Here is a 16,559-nt window from a genome sequence, read left to right on the forward strand (position 1 = left end):
TCGGGGCCGTCATTAAAAATTTGCTTGAAGCAGCAACAATGCCATTGTGCGCTGGCAAAGTACTCCCCGACTGCTTCCGTTGCCGTCGAGTGGCGAAACCGCTTTGCGGGGTACGACGAGCAATGCGCTCGGCGGTGTCCGGACACGCTCATTGGCGACCCGCGGGCTACGTCAGAGCGGCACACCGAGCAGGGCGTCGACGGCGTCGCGCACCAGCCGGGGCGCTTCGCTGTCGTGCCCGCCGTACTCCAGCGCGTCGGTACACCAGCCGTCGAGTGCGGCAAGGGCTTTCGGCGTGTCCAGATCGTCGGCGAGATACTGCCTGACGCGGGCCAGCACGTCCCCGGCGGCGGGGCCGGCGGGCAGCGCGGTCGCAGTGCGCCAGCGCTGCAGCCGGGTGTGCGCCTCGTCGAGCACGGCGGCGCTCCACGAGCGGTCGGCGCGGTAGTGCCCGGCGAGCAGGCCGAGCCGGATCGCCGCCGGATCGACGCCATCGGCGCGCAGTCGCGACACCAGCACCAGGTTGCCGCGGCTCTTCGACATCTTGTGGCCGTCCCAGCCGATCATCCCGGCGTGCACGTAGTGGCGCGCGAACCGCCGCTCACCGGTGACGGACTCGGCGTGCGCGGCCGAGAACTCGTGGTGCGGGAAGATCAGGTCGCTGCCGCCGCCCTGGATGTCCAGCCCGGTGCCGATGCGGTCGAGCGCGATCGCCGCGCATTCCACGTGCCAACCCGGCCGCCCCGGGCCGAACGGCGACGGCCAACTCGGCTCCCCCGGCCGCTCCGCGCGCCACAGCAGCGCGTCGAGTTCGTCGCCCTTGCCCGGGCGGTCCGGGTCGCCGCCGCGCTCGCCGAACAGCCGCAGCATGGTGTCGCGGTCGTAGCCCGACTCGTAGCCGAACTGCACGGTGGCGTCCGCACGGAAGTACACGTCCGGGTACTGCGCGTCCTCGACGACGTACGCGGCACCGGAGGCCAGCATCTTCTCCACCAGCTCGACGACCTCGGCGATGGCCTCGGTGGCGGCGACGTAGTCGTGCGGCGGCAGCACCCGCAGCGCCGCCATGTCCTGGCGGAAGAGTTCGGTCTCGCGGTCGCCGAGCTCACGCCAGTCGATCCCGTCGCGGGCGGCGCGCTCGAACAGCGGGTCGTCGACGTCGGTGATGTTCTGCACGTAGTGCACCCGGTGCCCGGAGTCCAGCCACAGCCGGTGCACCAGGTCGAACGCCAGATACGTCGCGGCGTGGCCCAGGTGGGTGGCGTCGTACGGGGTGATCCCGCACACGTACATGGTGGCGGTCTCACCGGGCGACACGGGGCGCACCTGGCGGTCAGCGCTGTCGTAGAGGCGCAGTTGCGGCCCACGGCCCGGCAGTTCCGGAACGGTCGGAGCCGGCCACGATTGCATGGCTTCGACTCTAAGGTGTTCGGTCAGGACGGCCTCCCGCTGGTGCGTGACTCCCCGACAGCGACAACGGCGGACGCGATTTGATTCCCACGCCGCCCGTCAGCGCCTGCGGATGATGTCCAGCAGCACGTCGGCCAGCTCACTGCGGCACATCACGAAGTCCGGCAGATACGGGTCGGGACGGTTGTAGAGCATCGGCGAGCCGTCCAGCCGCGACGCGTGCAGGCCTGCGGCCGTGACGACCCCGGCGGGAGCCGCGGAGTCCCACTCCCACTGCCCGCCGGCGTGGATGTAGGCGTCGACGTCGCCGCGCACCACCGCCATCGCCTTGGCGCCGGCCGATCCGATCCGCACCGGCTGGATGTCGAGATGCTCACGCAATCGCCACAGCACTGCCGGCGGCCTGCTGGCGCTGGCGGCGATGCGAATGGGTCCCTCCCGCCGTGGTGGCGGCGGGGTGACGGTGTCGCTGCGGAACACCTCGCCGGTGGCGGGCAGCGCCACCACGGCGTCGGTCAGGCCGCCGTCGGGTCCCCCGGCGCCGCGCTGCCACAGCGCGATGTGCACCGCCCAGTCGTCGTGGCCGGGCAGCGAGAACTCGTGGGTGCCGTCCACCGGATCGACGATCCACACCCGGCCGGCCTGCACCCGGGACAGGTCGTCGACCGCCTCCTCGGACAGCACCGCGTCGTCGGGGCGGTGCCGGCGCAGCCGGTCGAGGATCAGCGCGTTCGCGCGCATGTCGCCGACGTCGCCGAGGTAGTAGGGATCGTAGAAGCCGACCTCGTCGCGGACCCCGAGCAGCAGTTCGCCGGCTTCGGCCGCGACCGCCGCGGCCAGCGCCGCATCGGTCAGGCTCATCCGGTCAGTATCGCCAACGCGTGGTCCGCGGACACCACGGGACCTCCCGGAGGACTAACGTCAGAGGTGATGACCACAGCAGATGAGCCCTCCGACTCCCTCGTGAAGGCACCGGCGAAGACCCGGACCCCGGCGGCGAAAGCCGTGAAGCCGCGCGACACGAGGCGTGAAGGCGAGTTCTGCACATGCGGCATGCAGTTGTCGCTGACTCGCGTCTGTTCCAACTGCGACTAGAACGCCGGCCACGGGATCGGTCGGTGCCGGTCGGGCGTCGGCATCACCGGATCACCCAGTAGGGCGACGACTCTCGCACGCAGAGCGGCGATCTCGGCACGGGTGATGTGCTCGCGCAGCTGCTCGGTCAGGTCGCCGCGCAACGCCTCGTCGAGCCCGAGCACCGCCTCGAGCGTCGGATCGTCGACCGGTTTGCCCGACCAGCCCCACAGCACGGTGCGCAGCTTGTCCTCGACGTGCAGGGTGACGCCGTGGTCGACGCCATAGACGCGGCCGTCGACGCCCGTGAGGATGTGCCCGCCCTTGCGGTCGGCGTTGTTCACCAGCACGTCGAACACCGCCATCCGGTACAGCCTCGGGTCGTCGGCGTGCACGAGGGTGACCTCGTCGCCGGCGTAGTCGTAGGCCTGCAGGATCGGCAGGTAGCCCGGCGGCACCCGGCCCGCGGGCAGCAGGTCGACCAGATCGGGTCCCGACGCGGGGGCATCGTCGGCGTCCTCGTCGATGTCGTCGCCGGGCTGGTCCACCCACAGCTGGATCATCCCGCCGCCGGCGGGTCCGTCACGAATGATGGTATGCGGCACGATGTCCCACCCCAGCGCATGGGACACCAGGTAGGCGCCCACCTCGCGGCCGGCCAGCGTGCCGTCGGGGAAGTCCCACAGTGGCGCCTCCCCGGCGATCGGCTTGTAGACGCAGTGCGCCTGCCGCTCGCCCAGATGTGCCTCGCACAGGAAGGTGGCATTGCTCGCCGAGCGGATCCGCCCGAGGACGGTCAGTTCGCCGCACCGCAGCACCTCCTCGACGCCGCCGGCGGCAGGCTCAGGTGTCGGTGTCATCGTCGGGTTCGGTGAGCGCACCGCGCCGGTAGCCGTTGGTGCGGACGCAGATGTGGCCTTCGGGGTCGAGCGGCTCGTCGCAGAGGGGGCAGGGCGGTCGCCCGGCCGAGATGACCCGGTTCGAACGGTTCGCGAACTGGCGCGCCGACTCGGGCGTCAGGAACACCCGAACGGCGTCGGGGCCCTCCTCGGCGTCGTCGAGCACCACCGAGGCGTCGAATTCGGTTTCGGAGACCGCAAGCAGTTCCACCACGATCGTCTGCGCCTCGGAATCCCAGCCCAGACCCATCGTGCCGACCCGGAATTCGGCGTCCACGGGTGTCTGCAGTGGGCTCAGGTCGTCGATCTCCCCGGTCTCGGGCGGGATCGGGGTGCCGAACCTGCGGTTGATCTCGAGGAGCAGCGCAGAGATGCGCTCGGCCAGCACCGCCACCTGCTGCTTCTCCAAGATCACCGACACCACCCGCTTCTCGTGCACGGCCTGCAGATAGAAGGTGCGGTTGCCGGGTTGCCCGACTGTCCCGGCCACGAAACGGTCGGGCATACGGAAGACGTGAATTGCGCGGGCCATGGCACCTTCCAAAATACCGGTAGGGCCGTCGCGACCGTAATCACGACGGCGCCGGTCAGTCGACGGAACCGCCGACCACCGCGTCGTCGGTGGGGACCGGCTGCTCCGATGCATCGCCGTCGGTCTTGGCGGGGGCGGCCACCAGTCCCGATGTCAGGCTCGGCCCGGTGTGGTTGACGTGCAGAACGAATGGCCGCAGCGATGTGTACCGGATCACACTCATCGACGCGGGATCGGCGGTGATGCGCTGGAACCCGTCGAGGTGCACACCGAGCGCGTCGGCAAGCACCGCCTTGATCACATCGCCGTGCGTGCAGGCCACCCAGAGCACGTCGCCGTCGTGCTGCTCGGCCAGCGCCCGGTCGTGTTCGCGCACCGCCGCCACGGCCCGCGCCTGCACCTGAGCCAGGCCTTCGCCGTCGGGGAACACCGCGGCGCTCGGCTGTTGCTGCACCACCGCCCACAGCGGCTCCTTGACCAGATCGCCGATCTTGCGACCGGTCCATGCGCCGTAGTCGACCTCCGCGAGCCGCTCGTCGACGACCGGCTCCAGCTGCAGTGCGGCGGCGAGCGGTTCGACGGTGCGACGGCACCGCAGCAGTGGCGACCGCACGATCGCCCGCACCGGAAGCGCGCCGATGCGCTCCACCACCCCGTCGGCCTGATCCCGGCCCTTGTCGTCGAGGTCGACGCCCTCGCTGCGGCCCGCCAGCGTGTGCGCGGTGTTCGACGTCGAGCGGCCGTGCCGCAGCAGGATCACGGTCACGACGCCGCCACCACCCCGGTGCCCAGCAGCACCAGCACGACCGTGCCGAGCAGCACCCGGTAGCCGACGAACCAGTACATGCTGTGCCGGACCAGGAAGCGCAGGAACCACGCGACGGCGGCAAAGCCGACGACGAACGCGATGATCGTCGCGACGAGCAGCTGCGCTCCGGTGGCGCTCATCCCCTCGCCGACCGGGTCGAACGCGTCGGGCAGCGAGAACAGCCCGGAGGCGAACACGGCCGGTATCGCCAGCAGGAAGCCGAACCGGGCGGCGAGTTCGCGGTTCATGCCGAGGAACAGCCCGGCGCTGATGGTGGCGCCCGACCGGGACACCCCGGGCAGCAGCGCCAGACACTGTGCCAGGCCGACGATCACGCCGTCGCGCCACGTCAGGTGCTCGACCCGGCGGCCCTGGCGCCCGACGTACTCGGCCGCCGCGATGACGGCCGAGAACACGATCAGCGCGATCGCGATCGCCCACAGATTCCGCGCCGCCGTGCGGATCTCGTCCTTGAGCAGTAGGCCGATCAGCCCGATCGGGATGGTGCCGATGATCACGAACCATCCGAGCCGGTAGTCGGCGGTGCGGTGTTCGGGGGCGAACAGGCCGCGGAACCAGGCGGTGACGATGCGGCCGATGTCGCGGGCGAAGTACAGCAGCACGGCGAATTCGGTGCCCAGCTGGGTGACGGCCGTGAACGAGGCGCCCGCATCACCGGAGAAGAACACCCTCGAGGCGATGGCGAGGTGGCCGGAGGAGGACACCGGCAGGAACTCGGTGAGGCCCTGCAGGATCGCCAGGACCACCACCTGCATCCACGACATGGCCTCGGTCACGCCGACGACCGTACCGTGGGCGGCGGGTCAGCGAGCGGGGCGCGGCACCGGGTGCGCGTCGGCGACCGCGTCGCGCACGGCCGCGGCCACGCTGCGTTCGTCGGACAGGTCGATGTCGGTCAGGCCTCGGGTGGCGACGGCCACCACGTCCTCGGCCTGTGGCACGGGGTGGCGCAGCCGCGGGCGGTACACCTCGACGACGAGTTGCTGGCGCTCGACGTGGAACGAAAAGCTCCGCCCGTCGCCGACCTGGCCAAACCCGCTAGCGTGCACACCAGTGGATATGTCTTCGATAGCAAAGTCGTCTTCGCTATGACTCCGACGTGTGGCGAGCGTCATATTCGCACCATACCTCCGGTATTGCCGTCGGCGACAGCGGCAGCTGCGAATCGCCGCCCGTCCCGTCCACCACGGACATGCCTAGACTTGCCGGACGCGTCGAACGTCCCGTGAATCGACCGCACGAACCGAGAGCTACCCCTTGTCATACCACCTAAACACCGCGGCACAGCGCTTTCTCGCCGCTGTCGCGGTGGTGGCAATCCTTGCCTCGGCCGGCTGCGCGACCGGCCCCGACGACGACCCGCCGCCGACCATCGTCCCGGCCACCGCCGCGGAGTCTCCCCCGGTCAGCGGCGCCCCCGCGGGACTGGTACGGCCACTCGCCGCCCAGACCCGAGGCGCCGTGTTCGACCCGGCCACCCGATCGCTGGTGGTGCTGGGCGCCGGCGCGGACGGCCGGTCGCAGGTGACGGTCATGGCCCCGGGGACGGACACCCGCACCGTGGCACTCGACAGAGTTGCCACCGCGGTGATCGGAGACGGCCGGGGCGAGGTGTACGCCGCCGGGCGGGGCGGCTACTTCCGCGTCGACGTCGCCCGCGGCCGGGCCACCCGCGTCGACGTCGACGGCAAGCAGGACGCCGATTTCACCGCGATCGCGCGCCGCGCCGACGGCCGGCTGGCACTCGGCACGGCCGACGGCGCGGTGCTCACCCTGGCGCCCGCCGACGGCGACCGCGCCGCGGTGGCCGCCGAGCTGAAGATCTTCGCCCGCGTCGACGCGCTTGCGGCACAGGGCGACACGATGGTGGTGCTGGACCGCGGGCAGACGTCGGTGACCACCGTCGACGCGTCCGGCACCGATGCCCGGCACGCGCTGCGCGCCGGTGAGGGCGCCACCACGATGGCCGTCGACCCGGCGGGGCGGGTGCTGGTGGCCGACACCCGCGGCGACGGGTTGCTGGTGTTCGGCGCCGACCCGCTGATCCTGCGCCAGCGCTACCCGGTGCGCGGGGCGCCCTACGGGCTGGCCGCCTCGCCGACGCTGACGTGGGTGTCGCAGACTGCCACCAACACGGTGATTGGATACGATCTGGCCACTGGCATCCCGGTGGAAAAGGTGCGATATCTGACCGTGCGGCAACCCGACTCCCTGGCCTTCGACGACGCGTCGGGCACGCTGTACGTCGTGTCCGGTGCGGGAGACGGTGTCCAGGTGATCGCGAACGCGACGGCGGGCGAGCCGTGAGCGCCATGCAGCGCGGCCGGATGCCGCAGGGCTGGGAGGGCGACCTCTCCGACGACTACGAGTGGGTGCCGCTGCGGCTGCCACCCGACGTCACCCGGCTGACCGCGTCGATCCGGCTGTCCATCGAAGCCGAGTACCGCGGCTGGGAACTGACCCGGGTGCGGGCCTACACCGACGGCAGCCGCCGGGTGTTGCTGCGCCGCAAGAAGACCGCGGGCATCACCGACCAGCCGGGGCAGTGACCGGGTGATCTACCGCGCAGTCCGCCGGCTGCTGTTCTCGGTCCCTGCCGAACGCGTGCACACGTGGGTGTTCACCCTGCTGCGCGCGGTCACCGCGGTCGCCCCGCTGCGGGCCGCGCTGACGCGCTGGCTCGCTCCGCGCGACCCGGCGCTGGCCACCACGGTGTTCGGAGTCCGGTTCCCCGGCCCGCTGGGCCTGGCCGCCGGCTTCGACAAGGACGGCCGCGGTGTGCGTACCTGGCCCGCGCTGGGCTTCGGCTACGCCGAGGTGGGCACCGTGACCGCGCACCCGCAACCGGGCAACCCGCAGCCGCGGCTGTTCCGGTTGCCCGAGGACCGCGCACTGCTCAACCGGATGGGCTTCAACAACTCCGGCGCCACCGAACTGGCACAGCGGCTGGCCCGCGTGCGTCCCACCGCCCCGGTCGGCGTCAACATCGGCAAGACGAAATCCACCCCGGTCGAGGACGCCGTCGCCGACTACACCGAGAGCGCCAGGCAGGTCGGGCCGGTGGCCGCGTTCGTGGTGGTCAACGTCAGCTCGCCCAACACCCCCGGGCTGCGCGACCTACAGGCGGTCGACACGCTGCGGCCCATCCTCGCCGCGGTGCGTGCGCAGACGACGGCGCCGGTACTGGTCAAGATCGCACCCGATCTGGAAGACGCCGACATCGACCAGATCGCCGATCTGGCAGTGGAACTCGGCCTCGCGGGCATCGTCGCGACCAACACGACGGTGTCGCGGGACCTGCTGCGCACCCCCGGCGCGACCGACCTCGGCGCCGGCGGGGTGTCCGGGCCGCCGGTCGCACAGCGCTCGGCCGAGGTACTGCGCCGGCTGTACCGGCGCGTCGGCGACCGCCTGGTGCTGGTGAGCGTCGGAGGCATCGAGACCGCCGACGACGCATGGGAACGCATCACCGCCGGCGCCTCGCTCCTGCAGGGCTACACCGGCTTCATCTACGGCGGCGGCCTGTGGGCCAAGCACATCCACGACGGCCTGGCCCGCCGCCTGCACGACGGCGGGTTCGCGTCACTGGCAGACGCCGTCGGCTCCGCCGCGGGCTGAGCTCACTCCTGCTCGTACGTCCCGGTGATGAGGGCACGGGCGATCGCGTGCGAGAACAGGTTGAAGCCGAGGTAGGCCGGAGTGGCCTCGGCGGGCACCTCGAGCTTCTCGACGTCCACGGCGTGCACCGCGATGATGTACCGGTGCGGGCCGTGACCCGGGGGCGGCGCCGCACCGATGAACCGCTGCAGGCCGGCGTCGTTGGCCAGCGTCACCGCGTCACCGGGAAAACCCTTGCTGCTGCCGTCGCCGACGCCTTCGGGCAGGTCGGTGACGGTCGCGGGCAGATTGAACACGGCCCAGTGCCAGAACCCCGAACCGGTCGGCGCGTCGGGGTCGTACATCGTCACGGCGAAGCTGCGGGTTTCCTCCGGGAAGCCCGACCAGCTCAGCTGCGGTGAGACGTCCGAGCCGCCTGCGCCCATGATGCCGCTGACCTGATCGTTGCCCAGCGTCGCGCCATCGGTGAATGTCTCCGAGGTCAGCGTGAAGGTGGGCAGCTTCGGCAGGAACTCGTAGGGGTCGTACGGGAAGGCCATGATGTCCTTTCGTTGACGGATACGGGACGGGAACCGGCTCAGCAGTGCTCGAGGAAGTGTTCGAGCACCCGGGCGCCGAATTCGAGCGCGTCGACGGGCACCCGCTCGTCGACACCGTGGAACAAAGCCGAGAAATCGAGATCCGGCGGCAGCCGCAACGGCGCGAAGCCGAAACAGCGAATCCCCAACTTGGCGAACGCTTTCGCATCGGTACCGCCGGAAAGCATGTACGGCACCGTGCGGGCGTCCGGGTCGAGGGTCAGCAACGCGGCGTTCATCGCATCGACCAGGTCACCGTCGAAACTCGTCTCGTAGGAGTCGAGATCGCGCTCCCAGGTGCGGGTGACGTGCGGGCCGATCAGCTCGTCGACCTCCCGCTCGAACGCCTCCTTGCGACCGGGCAGCACCCGGCAGTCCACCACCGCCTCGGCGGTGGCCGGGATGACGTTGGCCTTGTAGCCGGCCTTGAGCATCGTCGGGTTGGCGGTGTCGCGCAGCGTCGCGCCGACGATGCGGGCGATTCCGCCCAGTTTGGCGATGGAACCCTCGAGATCCGGCGAATCCACGTCGAACGTGTACCCGGTTTCCTCGGCGACCGCGCTGAGGAACTGCTCGACGGTGTCGGTGAGCACGAGCGGGAACCGGTGGCGGCCCAGCCGGGCCACTGCCTCGGCGATCAGCGTCACCGCGTTGTCGTCGTGCACCATCGAGCCGTGGCCAGCACGCGCGCGTGCCGACAGCCGCATCCACGACAGGCCCTTCTCCGCGGTCTCGATGAGATAGAGCCTGCGTTCACCGCCGTCGCGGCGCGGCACGGTCAGCGAGAACCCGCCCACCTCGCCGACGGCCTCGGTGACGCCGGCGAACAGGTCGGGCCGGTGCTGGATGAGCCACTGGGCGCCGTAGGTGCCGCCGTGCTCCTCGTCGGAGACGAACGCGAACACCAGATCCCGGGGCGGCACGATGCCCGCGCGCTTGAAGTGGCGGGCGACGGCGATCATCATGCCGCACATGTCTTTCATGTCGACCGCGCCGCGGCCCCACACGTAGCCGTCCTCGATCGCCCCGGAGAACGGGTGCACGCTCCAGTCCGCGGGTTCGGCGGGTACCACGTCGAGGTGGCCGTGGATCATCAGCGCGCCCCGCGATGGGTCGGCGCCGGGCAGCCGGGCGAACACGTTGCCCCGGCCGGGTGCGCCCGCCTCGACGTACTCGGTCTCGTAGCCGACCTCCTCGAGCTCCTGCGCCACCCAGCGGGCGCATTCCTCCTCACCCTTGGTGGTGGCGGGGTCGCCGGTGTTCGAGGTGTCGAACCGGATCAACGCGCTGACGAGTTCGACGACCTCGTGGGATGCGTCCGGGGCTGCAGTCACAGTCACCATTCGTACCACCCGCGGGGACGGCCGGGTTTGGGTCCCGGCAGCCACATCCGATAGCCTTAGTCGCCCACTGGTCCGAGTGGCGGAATGGCAGACGCGCTAGCTTGAGGTGCTAGTGCCCTATTAACGGGCGTGGGGGTTCAAGTCCCCCCTCGGACACGACACAGGATGACGCATCGCCGCAGCTAGACAGCGGTTATGCGGCGGCTTCGGCGACGGTCGGCAGGTGCCTTGGACACGGTTTGGACACTGTCCGAAATTCTCGCGTCCAGATTGACGGCCACCGCGTCCAGGTCACTGTCGAACAGGTCGGCATAAATCCTCAATGTGACGCTCGGGTCCTTATGGCCCAGCATCCGCGACACCGCAAGGACATTCGCGCTGGAACTGACAGCCAGACTGGCGCACGTATGCCGAAGATCATGCGGGGTGATCGTCTGCACTTCGGCACGCTCGACGGCCCGGTTGAACCACCCCGTCGAGTCATAGCTGGGCCGCTTCAAGTAGCCGCCGCCGCGGGCCGGGAACAGCAGATCGTCGGCGGTGCGATCCTCGCACCGGACCGCCAGCCGGGACAGCACTGACGCCGCTACCGGCACCATCCGGTTCTCCTTGCCCTTCGTCTGCCCGACCTCGAACGCCTGACCGACTTGCACAGCGTTGCGATGCACCGAAATTCGCCGCTTCAAGAACTCGACGTCGGCGACGGTCAGCGCGATCGCCTCACCCCACCGCAACCCGGTGAACGCCAGTGTCAGCACCAGGTCGGCGTGACGGCCGGACTCCTCTGCCAACCGGCACACGTCGGCCTCGGTGAGATATACGTGACGCCTCGGGGCCTTCGTCGGCTTCTCGCCGCGCTTGAACCGCCGCGCCGGATTGAACGCCAACGCCCGGTGCTCAACCGCGTCATCGAGGATGCCCGCCAGGATGCCGACCGCACGGTTCACCACGGTCGCACTGGACCCCCCGCGGGTCATCGACGCGGCCCACGCCTTCACGTCCAAGATGTCGACCTTGTTCACCGGCACCCTGTCCCACTTGGCCGCGACGTGTTTGGGGTAGGCATAGGCGATGGTTCGGTAGTAGGACGGCGAGAGCGTCTGCTCTTGCCGCGCCAGCCATCCGACCGACAAATCGCCGACCGTCACCCGGCCGCGCGCTGGTGACACGTAGGCACCCTCAGCCTTGGTGGTCTCGACCTTCGATGCCCACGCCGATGCGTCGCGTTTGGTGGTGAATCCGCGCTTACGGCTGCTGGCGCCGTTGGGCTGGCGGTATCGGACTTCCCACCGCTCACCCGACGCCGTGGGGTAACGCTTAATTGTCGCCATCGGACCCCGTCACGATCCGGTCCCACTCTCGGCGCGCAGCCTCGGCGCGCTCACCGCCGGCTTTCATATCGGCGGATAACCGGTCAATCCGGATGAGATCGGTGACCCTCTCCGCGTACTCTCTACGCTCCCACGCAGGAAGAGACGGCGCTACGAGGTCGAACAGCTCGGAAGCGTCATCCCCTCGGCGGGGTAGTGCCCAGTCGGCGCGCAACCATTTCCAGAGAAGGTCTGCCGCGTATCGCTCGGTGATGCCGGTCACCGTTACCGGCGTGTCGCGGTCGACGGAGTCCGGCATCAGCAAGGTGATCGGCGACACGCGAAGGGCCACCGCCAGGGCCATCAGATCGTCTACGCTGACGCGGCGTTCGTTGTCTTCGATGCGGCGCACAGCCACTGGCGAGATGTCCCATGCGGCTTTGTCTTTCAATCGCTCGGACAGCTGGGTGTAGGTAAGGTTCTGCCCTGTTCGTAGTCGCCCGATGTTCTCGGCGACGGTGGTCGCGGTCTGTCCGGCGACCGGTTCTTTGCCTGCCATGCGCGAAATACTACCTTCAAACTTTGACACTCCGGCGTGTTTCCTTGACAGTCGGTGAGTCGCTGTTAGTTTCTGACAGACGAGCGTCAAACTATGACGCTCCTCTGTCGAAGTGAGAAGGTCAGCGATGTCAATCAAACCGACCCTCGCCACCGCGTCTGAGGTGGCCGAGTTCCTGCGAACGTCCCCAGCGAAGCTCGCCAACGACCGCTCGCGCGGCGTCGGGGTGCCTTTCGTCAAATACGGGCACAGGGTGCTCTACAGGTGGGAAGACGTGCACGCCTATGTCCAGGCGAACATCTTGCAGCGCACCGACGGCCGCCCAGTCGGTGTCGCCTAATGCCCGCCGAGCGGGAGGGACCGCCGAGCCTAAGAAACGGCGATGGCCGGGCCACCCCTGACCCGACCAACGTCGAAGCGGTTAGCGCACCACCCACACCTACGCCTCACAGCCTAGTCAACCGCACCCAAACCATGCACGAGTCTGCATGTGTGCGGTGTCAACGTTGCCGCCGACGTCTGCACGCCGACCAGTCGATCCGGCGCCGCAGCGGCTGGCGCTGCTGGCGTCACCTCCGCGGCAAGGAGGCCGCATGACCCAGGTAGCCCCGGTCGGCCCGCACCCCGGCGTCGACACCCTGTTCGTCGGCGCACTGCTGTGGTCGACACCGGCCGACGCCGCCGCCGTGCTGGCACTCGTGCACGACGACGACGTCGAAAGCAGCGCGCTCGCCGAAGTCCTGGCCGCCGTGCGCCGACTCCATTGCGCGCGCAAACCGCACGGCCCGCAGCTGGTGCTCGCCGAGCTGCAACGCGCCGGCCGTCTCCGCGCACACAACGGCGTGGCTGGCCAACTGCAGGCAGCCACCACATCCGGTGCGGACCCGCACGCCGCGCGGCAATACGCCGGCGCCGTCGTCGCGGGCTCCCTGCGCCGACGGCTCGAATCAGCAGGCGTCGCGCTACAAGCGGCCGCCCGAGAAGCGCCCGAGAATGACCTGAGATCGCACACGACGATCCTCGCGAGGATGCTCAGCGACTGCGATCAGCGTCTCTCCCTGCTGAGGGACGGTCAGGAATGACCGCGCGAACGAATGCCGTCAGGCTGCCTGCCACCGAAAACAGCGACGCCCTTCGTGTAGCGACGAAACCCGCGGTTCCCGGTTCCCGGAACGGGGGTGCGGAACCGGGAACCGACGCAGTTCCCGGTTCCCGGAACCGCACGGGAACCGCTGTCGCACAGGTGATTGACGCGGTTCCCGGTTCCCAACCCTCTATGCGGGAACCGGGAACCGCAGACGAAAAGCCCCTCTACCTGGACGTTTCTGCTCTACTCGACGGAACCATGCCGGAACCACCGGAACCGGTACTCGGCCGACGAATCGACGGGCGTGCGCTGTTCTACAGCGAACAGGTCAACTGGGTGTTCGGCGACCCCGAGTCAGGCAAGTCCTGGCTTTGCATGGCCTGCGTCGTTGAAGCACTCAGGGCCCGCAGACGGGCACTCATCGTCGACCTGGACCACAACGGCGGACCTGCCACAGTTCGACGCCTCATCGACCTCGGCGCCCCTCACGATGCACTGCGGGACTCGAACCTGTTCAGATATTGCGAACCCGAGGACCGCAACGAACTTCGCCAAGTCGTCGATGACGCCAAGTCATGGCGCCCCGCGGTCGCCATCGTCGACTCGGTCGGTGAACTGCTGCCGCTGTATGGATCGAACTCCAACAACGCCGACGAGTTCACCACCGTCCACAGCAATGTCCTCAAACCCTTGGCGAAGGCCGGCGCCGCGGTCCTCGCGGTCGACCACCTCGCGAAGAGCGCCGACTCACGGGCTGCCGGCCCCGGCGGAACAGCGGCCAAGCGTCGCGCCATCGGCGGAGTGTCGTTGCGGGTGAAGGTCAAGCAGCCCTTCACACCCGGGCACGGAGGCAGCGCCACCCTCGTCGTGAATAAGGACCGGCACGGGGGTCTCCGGGCCCACTGCCCGGTCGGAGACCGAGAACCGGTCGCGGGCACCTTCAAGTTGTTGGCTTTCACCGACGGTGTCCTCGAATGGGCGATCTATCCACCCGCGGACGGCGAACGCAACGACGACGAACATGCGCCCGCCGAAGATGTCGCTGCGGTCGCGGCACTGGACCCGCCGCCCGAAACGGTCGAGGACGCCCGCCAACGCCTCAAGTGGCAGAAGCAGCGCACCGCCAACGCCCTCCGCAGCTTCCGCGAACAACAACAGAAAGCCGATTCCTGATGAACGAGACCGCCTTTCCCATCCTCGACGCAGCCCGGCCACAACCGCATGAGATGCATGGCCGAACGCGCCATCACCCCTTATGTCACGCGGAAGCAAGTACCGATCCGATACCAGTTCATGCACGGTGCATCACCCCGTATGCACCGGTGCATCGCACCGTATGCACGGTGCATCACCCGCGCCGTCGGTACCCCGGCACCCCGGCACCCCGGCAACCATCCTCGACGTCTTCGGCCACCTCGAGCCCTACGTCGACGAGATGGATAACTGAGTCGCCATGCCGGTGCGGCTGATCCACTCCAAGACCTCAGGCATGGGCATCGAGGTCGGCCCGTACACCCTCGCCGACGCGGACATCGACCGGCTGCGCAAGGCGATCGCGTCCTACGACGAGGCGACCGGGCGGACCACTCCGTGAACTGCAGAGATTGGTGCCCCACCCCGGGTTCCCCGCCCCCCACCCCCTCGACGGCGCGCCCGGTGCGTGCCGTGTCTCTCTGTACCGAAAAAACACCCCCGAACCCCCCAAATTCGGCGATACGGGCGGTCTGAGCGGTGCTCAGCGACAGACAGGTGCGTCAGGCGGCCTATTGGATCGGCGAAGAGGTCCGACGCCGGCGCCAATTCGGGCATCCGATCCCCACCTCGCTGAGAGACCTCGCGGCTGCGTTGAACTGCGCACTTTCCGTTGACGGAAGTGCATCACCGCCCGACTTGTCAGGATTGAAGACGACAGCGCAGCTCGCAGCCGAATGGAATTGCACCGCACGAACAGTCAGGAACAAGGCCGCCGCCGCCGGCGCACGAAAGATCAACGGCCGATGGATTTTCTCGGAGGACACATGACCGACACCGATGAGGACCGCGACGACTCACTACGCGAACTCAGCCGCCGCCTGTTCGGCAAGGAGGAACCCGTCGACCTCGCGCAACCGGCGGACGCGCACCCTTCCCACGTTGTCCCGTCCGAAGGCGGCAATCCCGGGCCCCACCCGATCGACGACGCCGCCTACACGCGCCGGTTCGTCAGCGATCTCTTCAATCGCCCCGAATCGTTCTACGAACAGCGTCTCTGAAAGGCCGACCCATGCAGAACCTGAACCGAGTCAATTCGTCTCTCGTCACCCGCACCGCGAACACCCTTCAGGTGCCACTACCGGCCGAATTTGCTGACCAGCTCGACGCCGCCAAGAGGTTGGTCGAAACCGCCGAAGCGATACCCGGTCCCAACCTCACCGCCACGGTGCTCACTGCGCTCGCCGAAGGTCGCGACTATCACGCCGACAAGCACATTCAGGGCATGCTTCTCGACGCCATCCTCGTGCGGCAGTTCAACATCGGCGCTGTAGCTCGCGAGCACGCGGATATCAGCATTGGCGAGGCACTCGTCGAGTACGCCGACACCATTCTCACCGAGTGGGGCGACGCCCTCGAACCGCACGCCCAGGCGCTCGCCGCCGCCGCCGCAGCACTGCCCGCGAGCCTCGATGACACTCAGAACATCATCAATCGCGGCGCCGAGGCGATGCACCACTGGGCTGCAGCGCAGGAGGCAATCAGGCTCTGGCGGGCGGGTACCGAGGGATTCATGGCCCTGGCCATGACCGCCAACCTCAGTAGCGCCACCAAGCGCAACCCCCTCGTTGTCACCGCCGCCGACGTCACCGCCCTCGGCGAGGCGGAGGCGACCGCCATGCGGGAGGGCCGGCCAGTCGATGTCTGGATACTGGCACGTCATCAGATCCCGCTGCGCCTCGCCACCCTCGGCGACTACATGGAACGCAAGGCCGCTCACGAGCAGCAGCGCCAAGCAGCAGCCGCTCGATACGAGCAGGAACGAATGGGACAGAGGCGCGGCCGTCCGGTCAGCGTCTGAGACTTCCCGCCGCCGTCGGGGCAAAAGGGGTTTCGCCGCGGCGGCGGGAGAAGCGTGGCGGCCCGGGCACTGCTCTCTGTCTGGGCCGCCATGCACCCACGGGAGGGAGCCCTCAGGCATGCGCTGACGGCACTCCCGGTGCGTGCCGCTTTCACACACGGAGCCAATTTCCACGGGTGACCCGAGGGCAGACCTCATGCGAGGCGACGTCCACCCCGAAGAGCCAGATCATGTACGCGCAGGTGCTTCGATCCCCGCTGAAACTGGC

The 16,559-nt window shown here is 69.0% G+C and carries 20 protein-coding genes and 1 tRNA gene; 10 read left to right on the plus strand and 11 right to left on the minus strand.

Annotation, left to right across the window (positions count from 1 at the left end; genetic code table 11):
- Positions 1-171: 171 nt before the first annotated feature.
- From mshC to ACPCHZ_RS25190, 7 genes are all read right to left on the minus strand, one after another.
- Complete coding sequence (gene mshC, locus ACPCHZ_RS25160; RefSeq protein WP_423487244.1) at positions 172-1,410, minus strand: cysteine--1-D-myo-inosityl 2-amino-2-deoxy-alpha-D-glucopyranoside ligase; 1,239 nt, start codon at positions 1,408-1,410, stop codon at positions 172-174.
- Positions 1,411-1,509: 99 nt separating this feature from the next.
- Positions 1,510-2,271 carry a 3'(2'),5'-bisphosphate nucleotidase CysQ gene (locus tag ACPCHZ_RS25165; protein WP_423487245.1) on the minus strand — a complete coding sequence of 254 codons (762 nt, stop codon included), beginning with the start codon at positions 2,269-2,271 and terminating at the stop codon, positions 1,510-1,512.
- Between the two features lie 230 nt (positions 2,272-2,501).
- On the minus strand, positions 2,502-3,344 hold the full coding sequence (locus ACPCHZ_RS25170) for an SCO1664 family protein (protein WP_423487246.1): 843 nt from the start codon (positions 3,342-3,344) through the stop codon (positions 2,502-2,504).
- On the minus strand, positions 3,328-3,915 hold the full coding sequence (locus tag ACPCHZ_RS25175) for a DUF3090 domain-containing protein (RefSeq protein WP_423487247.1): 588 nt from the start codon (positions 3,913-3,915) through the stop codon (positions 3,328-3,330). Before ACPCHZ_RS25175 ends, ACPCHZ_RS25170 begins: the two co-directional genes overlap by 17 nt.
- 55 nt (positions 3,916-3,970) lie before the next feature.
- Complete coding sequence (locus ACPCHZ_RS25180; protein ID WP_423487248.1) at positions 3,971-4,681, minus strand: histidine phosphatase family protein; 711 nt, start codon at positions 4,679-4,681, stop codon at positions 3,971-3,973.
- On the minus strand, positions 4,678-5,508 hold the full coding sequence (locus ACPCHZ_RS25185) for an undecaprenyl-diphosphate phosphatase (protein WP_423487288.1): 831 nt from the start codon (positions 5,506-5,508) through the stop codon (positions 4,678-4,680). The genes ACPCHZ_RS25180 and ACPCHZ_RS25185 overlap by 4 nt, the downstream gene beginning before the upstream one ends.
- Before the next feature lie 39 nt (positions 5,509-5,547).
- The gene (locus ACPCHZ_RS25190) at positions 5,548-5,859 is read right to left on the minus strand and encodes a hypothetical protein (RefSeq protein ID WP_423487249.1); all 312 of its coding nucleotides are present in this window, start codon (positions 5,857-5,859) and stop codon (positions 5,548-5,550) included.
- A 193-nt stretch (positions 5,860-6,052) separates the two neighbouring features.
- Between ACPCHZ_RS25190 and ACPCHZ_RS25195 the strand changes: the two genes are divergently transcribed.
- Genes ACPCHZ_RS25195 through ACPCHZ_RS25205 form a run of 3 tightly spaced genes read left to right on the plus strand, consistent with a single transcriptional unit; the run spans position 6,053 to position 8,362 of the window.
- Positions 6,053-7,051: a YncE family protein gene (locus tag ACPCHZ_RS25195; RefSeq protein ID WP_423487250.1), complete on the plus strand. Its 999-nt coding sequence runs from the start codon at positions 6,053-6,055 to the stop codon at positions 7,049-7,051.
- A 5-nt stretch (positions 7,052-7,056) separates the two neighbouring features.
- On the plus strand, positions 7,057-7,293 hold the full coding sequence (locus ACPCHZ_RS25200) for a DUF5703 family protein (RefSeq protein ID WP_364981836.1): 237 nt from the start codon (positions 7,057-7,059) through the stop codon (positions 7,291-7,293).
- A gap of 7 nt (positions 7,294-7,300) precedes the next feature.
- On the plus strand, positions 7,301-8,362 hold the full coding sequence (locus ACPCHZ_RS25205) for a quinone-dependent dihydroorotate dehydrogenase (RefSeq protein WP_423487289.1): 1,062 nt from the start codon (positions 7,301-7,303) through the stop codon (positions 8,360-8,362).
- Positions 8,363-8,364: 2 nt separating this feature from the next.
- Here ACPCHZ_RS25205 and ACPCHZ_RS25210 read toward each other — a convergent pair whose 3' ends face one another.
- Both ACPCHZ_RS25210 and ACPCHZ_RS25215 read right to left on the minus strand, forming a co-directional pair.
- A complete protein-coding gene (locus ACPCHZ_RS25210) occupies positions 8,365-8,901 on the minus strand; it encodes a YbhB/YbcL family Raf kinase inhibitor-like protein (RefSeq protein WP_423487251.1) in 537 nt (178 codons plus the stop codon).
- 38 nt (positions 8,902-8,939) lie between these two features.
- The gene (locus tag ACPCHZ_RS25215; protein WP_423487252.1) at positions 8,940-10,283 is read right to left on the minus strand and encodes a M20/M25/M40 family metallo-hydrolase; all 1,344 of its coding nucleotides are present in this window, start codon (positions 10,281-10,283) and stop codon (positions 8,940-8,942) included.
- A gap of 70 nt (positions 10,284-10,353) precedes the next feature.
- Here ACPCHZ_RS25215 and ACPCHZ_RS25220 point away from each other — a divergent pair.
- Positions 10,354-10,439 (plus strand) — tRNA-Leu (locus ACPCHZ_RS25220).
- 26 nt (positions 10,440-10,465) lie between these two features.
- Here the strand turns inward: ACPCHZ_RS25220 and ACPCHZ_RS25225 are convergent.
- Both ACPCHZ_RS25225 and ACPCHZ_RS25230 read right to left on the minus strand, forming a co-directional pair.
- On the minus strand, positions 10,466-11,614 hold the full coding sequence (locus tag ACPCHZ_RS25225; protein WP_423487253.1) for a tyrosine-type recombinase/integrase: 1,149 nt from the start codon (positions 11,612-11,614) through the stop codon (positions 10,466-10,468).
- The gene (locus tag ACPCHZ_RS25230) at positions 11,601-12,152 is read right to left on the minus strand and encodes a helix-turn-helix domain-containing protein (protein WP_423487254.1); all 552 of its coding nucleotides are present in this window, start codon (positions 12,150-12,152) and stop codon (positions 11,601-11,603) included. The genes ACPCHZ_RS25225 and ACPCHZ_RS25230 overlap by 14 nt, the downstream gene beginning before the upstream one ends.
- Positions 12,153-12,279: 127 nt before the next feature.
- Here ACPCHZ_RS25230 and ACPCHZ_RS25235 point away from each other — a divergent pair, with 127 nt between their 5' ends.
- The 6 genes from ACPCHZ_RS25235 to ACPCHZ_RS25260 all read left to right on the plus strand — a co-directional run bounded on the left by ACPCHZ_RS25235 (position 12,280) and on the right by ACPCHZ_RS25260 (position 16,291).
- Positions 12,280-12,492 (plus strand): helix-turn-helix domain-containing protein, encoded by a 213-nt coding sequence (locus ACPCHZ_RS25235; protein WP_423487255.1) that lies wholly within the window; start codon positions 12,280-12,282, stop codon positions 12,490-12,492.
- Between the two features lie 253 nt (positions 12,493-12,745).
- Complete coding sequence (locus tag ACPCHZ_RS25240) at positions 12,746-13,234, plus strand: hypothetical protein (protein ID WP_423487256.1); 489 nt, start codon at positions 12,746-12,748, stop codon at positions 13,232-13,234.
- 263 nt (positions 13,235-13,497) lie between these two features.
- Entirely contained in the window at positions 13,498-14,412 is a 915-nt protein-coding gene (locus ACPCHZ_RS25245; RefSeq protein WP_423487257.1) for a recombinase RecA, read from the plus strand.
- Between the two features lie 280 nt (positions 14,413-14,692).
- Positions 14,693-14,833 carry a hypothetical protein gene (locus ACPCHZ_RS25250; RefSeq protein ID WP_423487258.1) on the plus strand — a complete coding sequence of 47 codons (141 nt, stop codon included), beginning with the start codon at positions 14,693-14,695 and terminating at the stop codon, positions 14,831-14,833.
- Positions 14,834-15,167: 334 nt separating this feature from the next.
- Positions 15,168-15,491 (plus strand): hypothetical protein, encoded by a 324-nt coding sequence (locus ACPCHZ_RS25255; protein ID WP_423487259.1) that lies wholly within the window; start codon positions 15,168-15,170, stop codon positions 15,489-15,491.
- A gap of 11 nt (positions 15,492-15,502) precedes the next feature.
- Positions 15,503-16,291, plus strand: coding sequence for a hypothetical protein (locus tag ACPCHZ_RS25260; protein WP_423487260.1), 789 nt, complete (start codon positions 15,503-15,505; stop codon positions 16,289-16,291).
- Positions 16,292-16,559: the final 268 nt, after the last annotated feature.

This window comes from Mycobacterium sp. NPDC050041, assembly GCF_049541695.1.
Taxonomy (GTDB): Bacteria; Actinomycetota; Actinomycetes; order Mycobacteriales; family Mycobacteriaceae; genus Mycobacterium.

Bases quoted from the DNA above. Each gene is read 5' to 3' on its own strand.
- ACPCHZ_RS25245 (WP_423487257.1), top strand. From the start codon at position 13,498: ATGCCGGAACCACCGGAACCGGTACTCGGCCGACGAATCGACGGGCGT.
- ACPCHZ_RS25165 (WP_423487245.1), bottom strand. From the start codon at position 2,271: ATGAGCCTGACCGATGCGGCGCTGGCCGCGGCGGTCGCGGCCGAAGCC.
- mshC (WP_423487244.1), bottom strand. From the start codon at position 1,410: ATGCAATCGTGGCCGGCTCCGACCGTTCCGGAACTGCCGGGCCGTGGG.
- ACPCHZ_RS25170 (WP_423487246.1), bottom strand. From the start codon at position 3,344: ATGACACCGACACCTGAGCCTGCCGCCGGCGGCGTCGAGGAGGTGCTG.
- ACPCHZ_RS25175 (WP_423487247.1), bottom strand. From the start codon at position 3,915: ATGGCCCGCGCAATTCACGTCTTCCGTATGCCCGACCGTTTCGTGGCC.
- ACPCHZ_RS25260 (WP_423487260.1), top strand. From the start codon at position 15,503: ATGCAGAACCTGAACCGAGTCAATTCGTCTCTCGTCACCCGCACCGCG.
- ACPCHZ_RS25185 (WP_423487288.1), bottom strand. From the start codon at position 5,508: ATGTCGTGGATGCAGGTGGTGGTCCTGGCGATCCTGCAGGGCCTCACC.
- ACPCHZ_RS25200 (WP_364981836.1), top strand. From the start codon at position 7,057: ATGCAGCGCGGCCGGATGCCGCAGGGCTGGGAGGGCGACCTCTCCGAC.
- ACPCHZ_RS25255 (WP_423487259.1), top strand. From the start codon at position 15,168: ATGGAATTGCACCGCACGAACAGTCAGGAACAAGGCCGCCGCCGCCGG.
- ACPCHZ_RS25250 (WP_423487258.1), top strand. From the start codon at position 14,693: ATGCCGGTGCGGCTGATCCACTCCAAGACCTCAGGCATGGGCATCGAG.
- ACPCHZ_RS25240 (WP_423487256.1), top strand. From the start codon at position 12,746: ATGACCCAGGTAGCCCCGGTCGGCCCGCACCCCGGCGTCGACACCCTG.
- ACPCHZ_RS25215 (WP_423487252.1), bottom strand. From the start codon at position 10,283: ATGGTGACTGTGACTGCAGCCCCGGACGCATCCCACGAGGTCGTCGAA.
- ACPCHZ_RS25190 (WP_423487249.1), bottom strand. From the start codon at position 5,859: ATGACGCTCGCCACACGTCGGAGTCATAGCGAAGACGACTTTGCTATC.
- ACPCHZ_RS25210 (WP_423487251.1), bottom strand. From the start codon at position 8,901: ATGGCCTTCCCGTACGACCCCTACGAGTTCCTGCCGAAGCTGCCCACC.
- ACPCHZ_RS25230 (WP_423487254.1), bottom strand. From the start codon at position 12,152: ATGGCAGGCAAAGAACCGGTCGCCGGACAGACCGCGACCACCGTCGCC.
- ACPCHZ_RS25225 (WP_423487253.1), bottom strand. From the start codon at position 11,614: ATGGCGACAATTAAGCGTTACCCCACGGCGTCGGGTGAGCGGTGGGAA.
- ACPCHZ_RS25235 (WP_423487255.1), top strand. From the start codon at position 12,280: ATGTCAATCAAACCGACCCTCGCCACCGCGTCTGAGGTGGCCGAGTTC.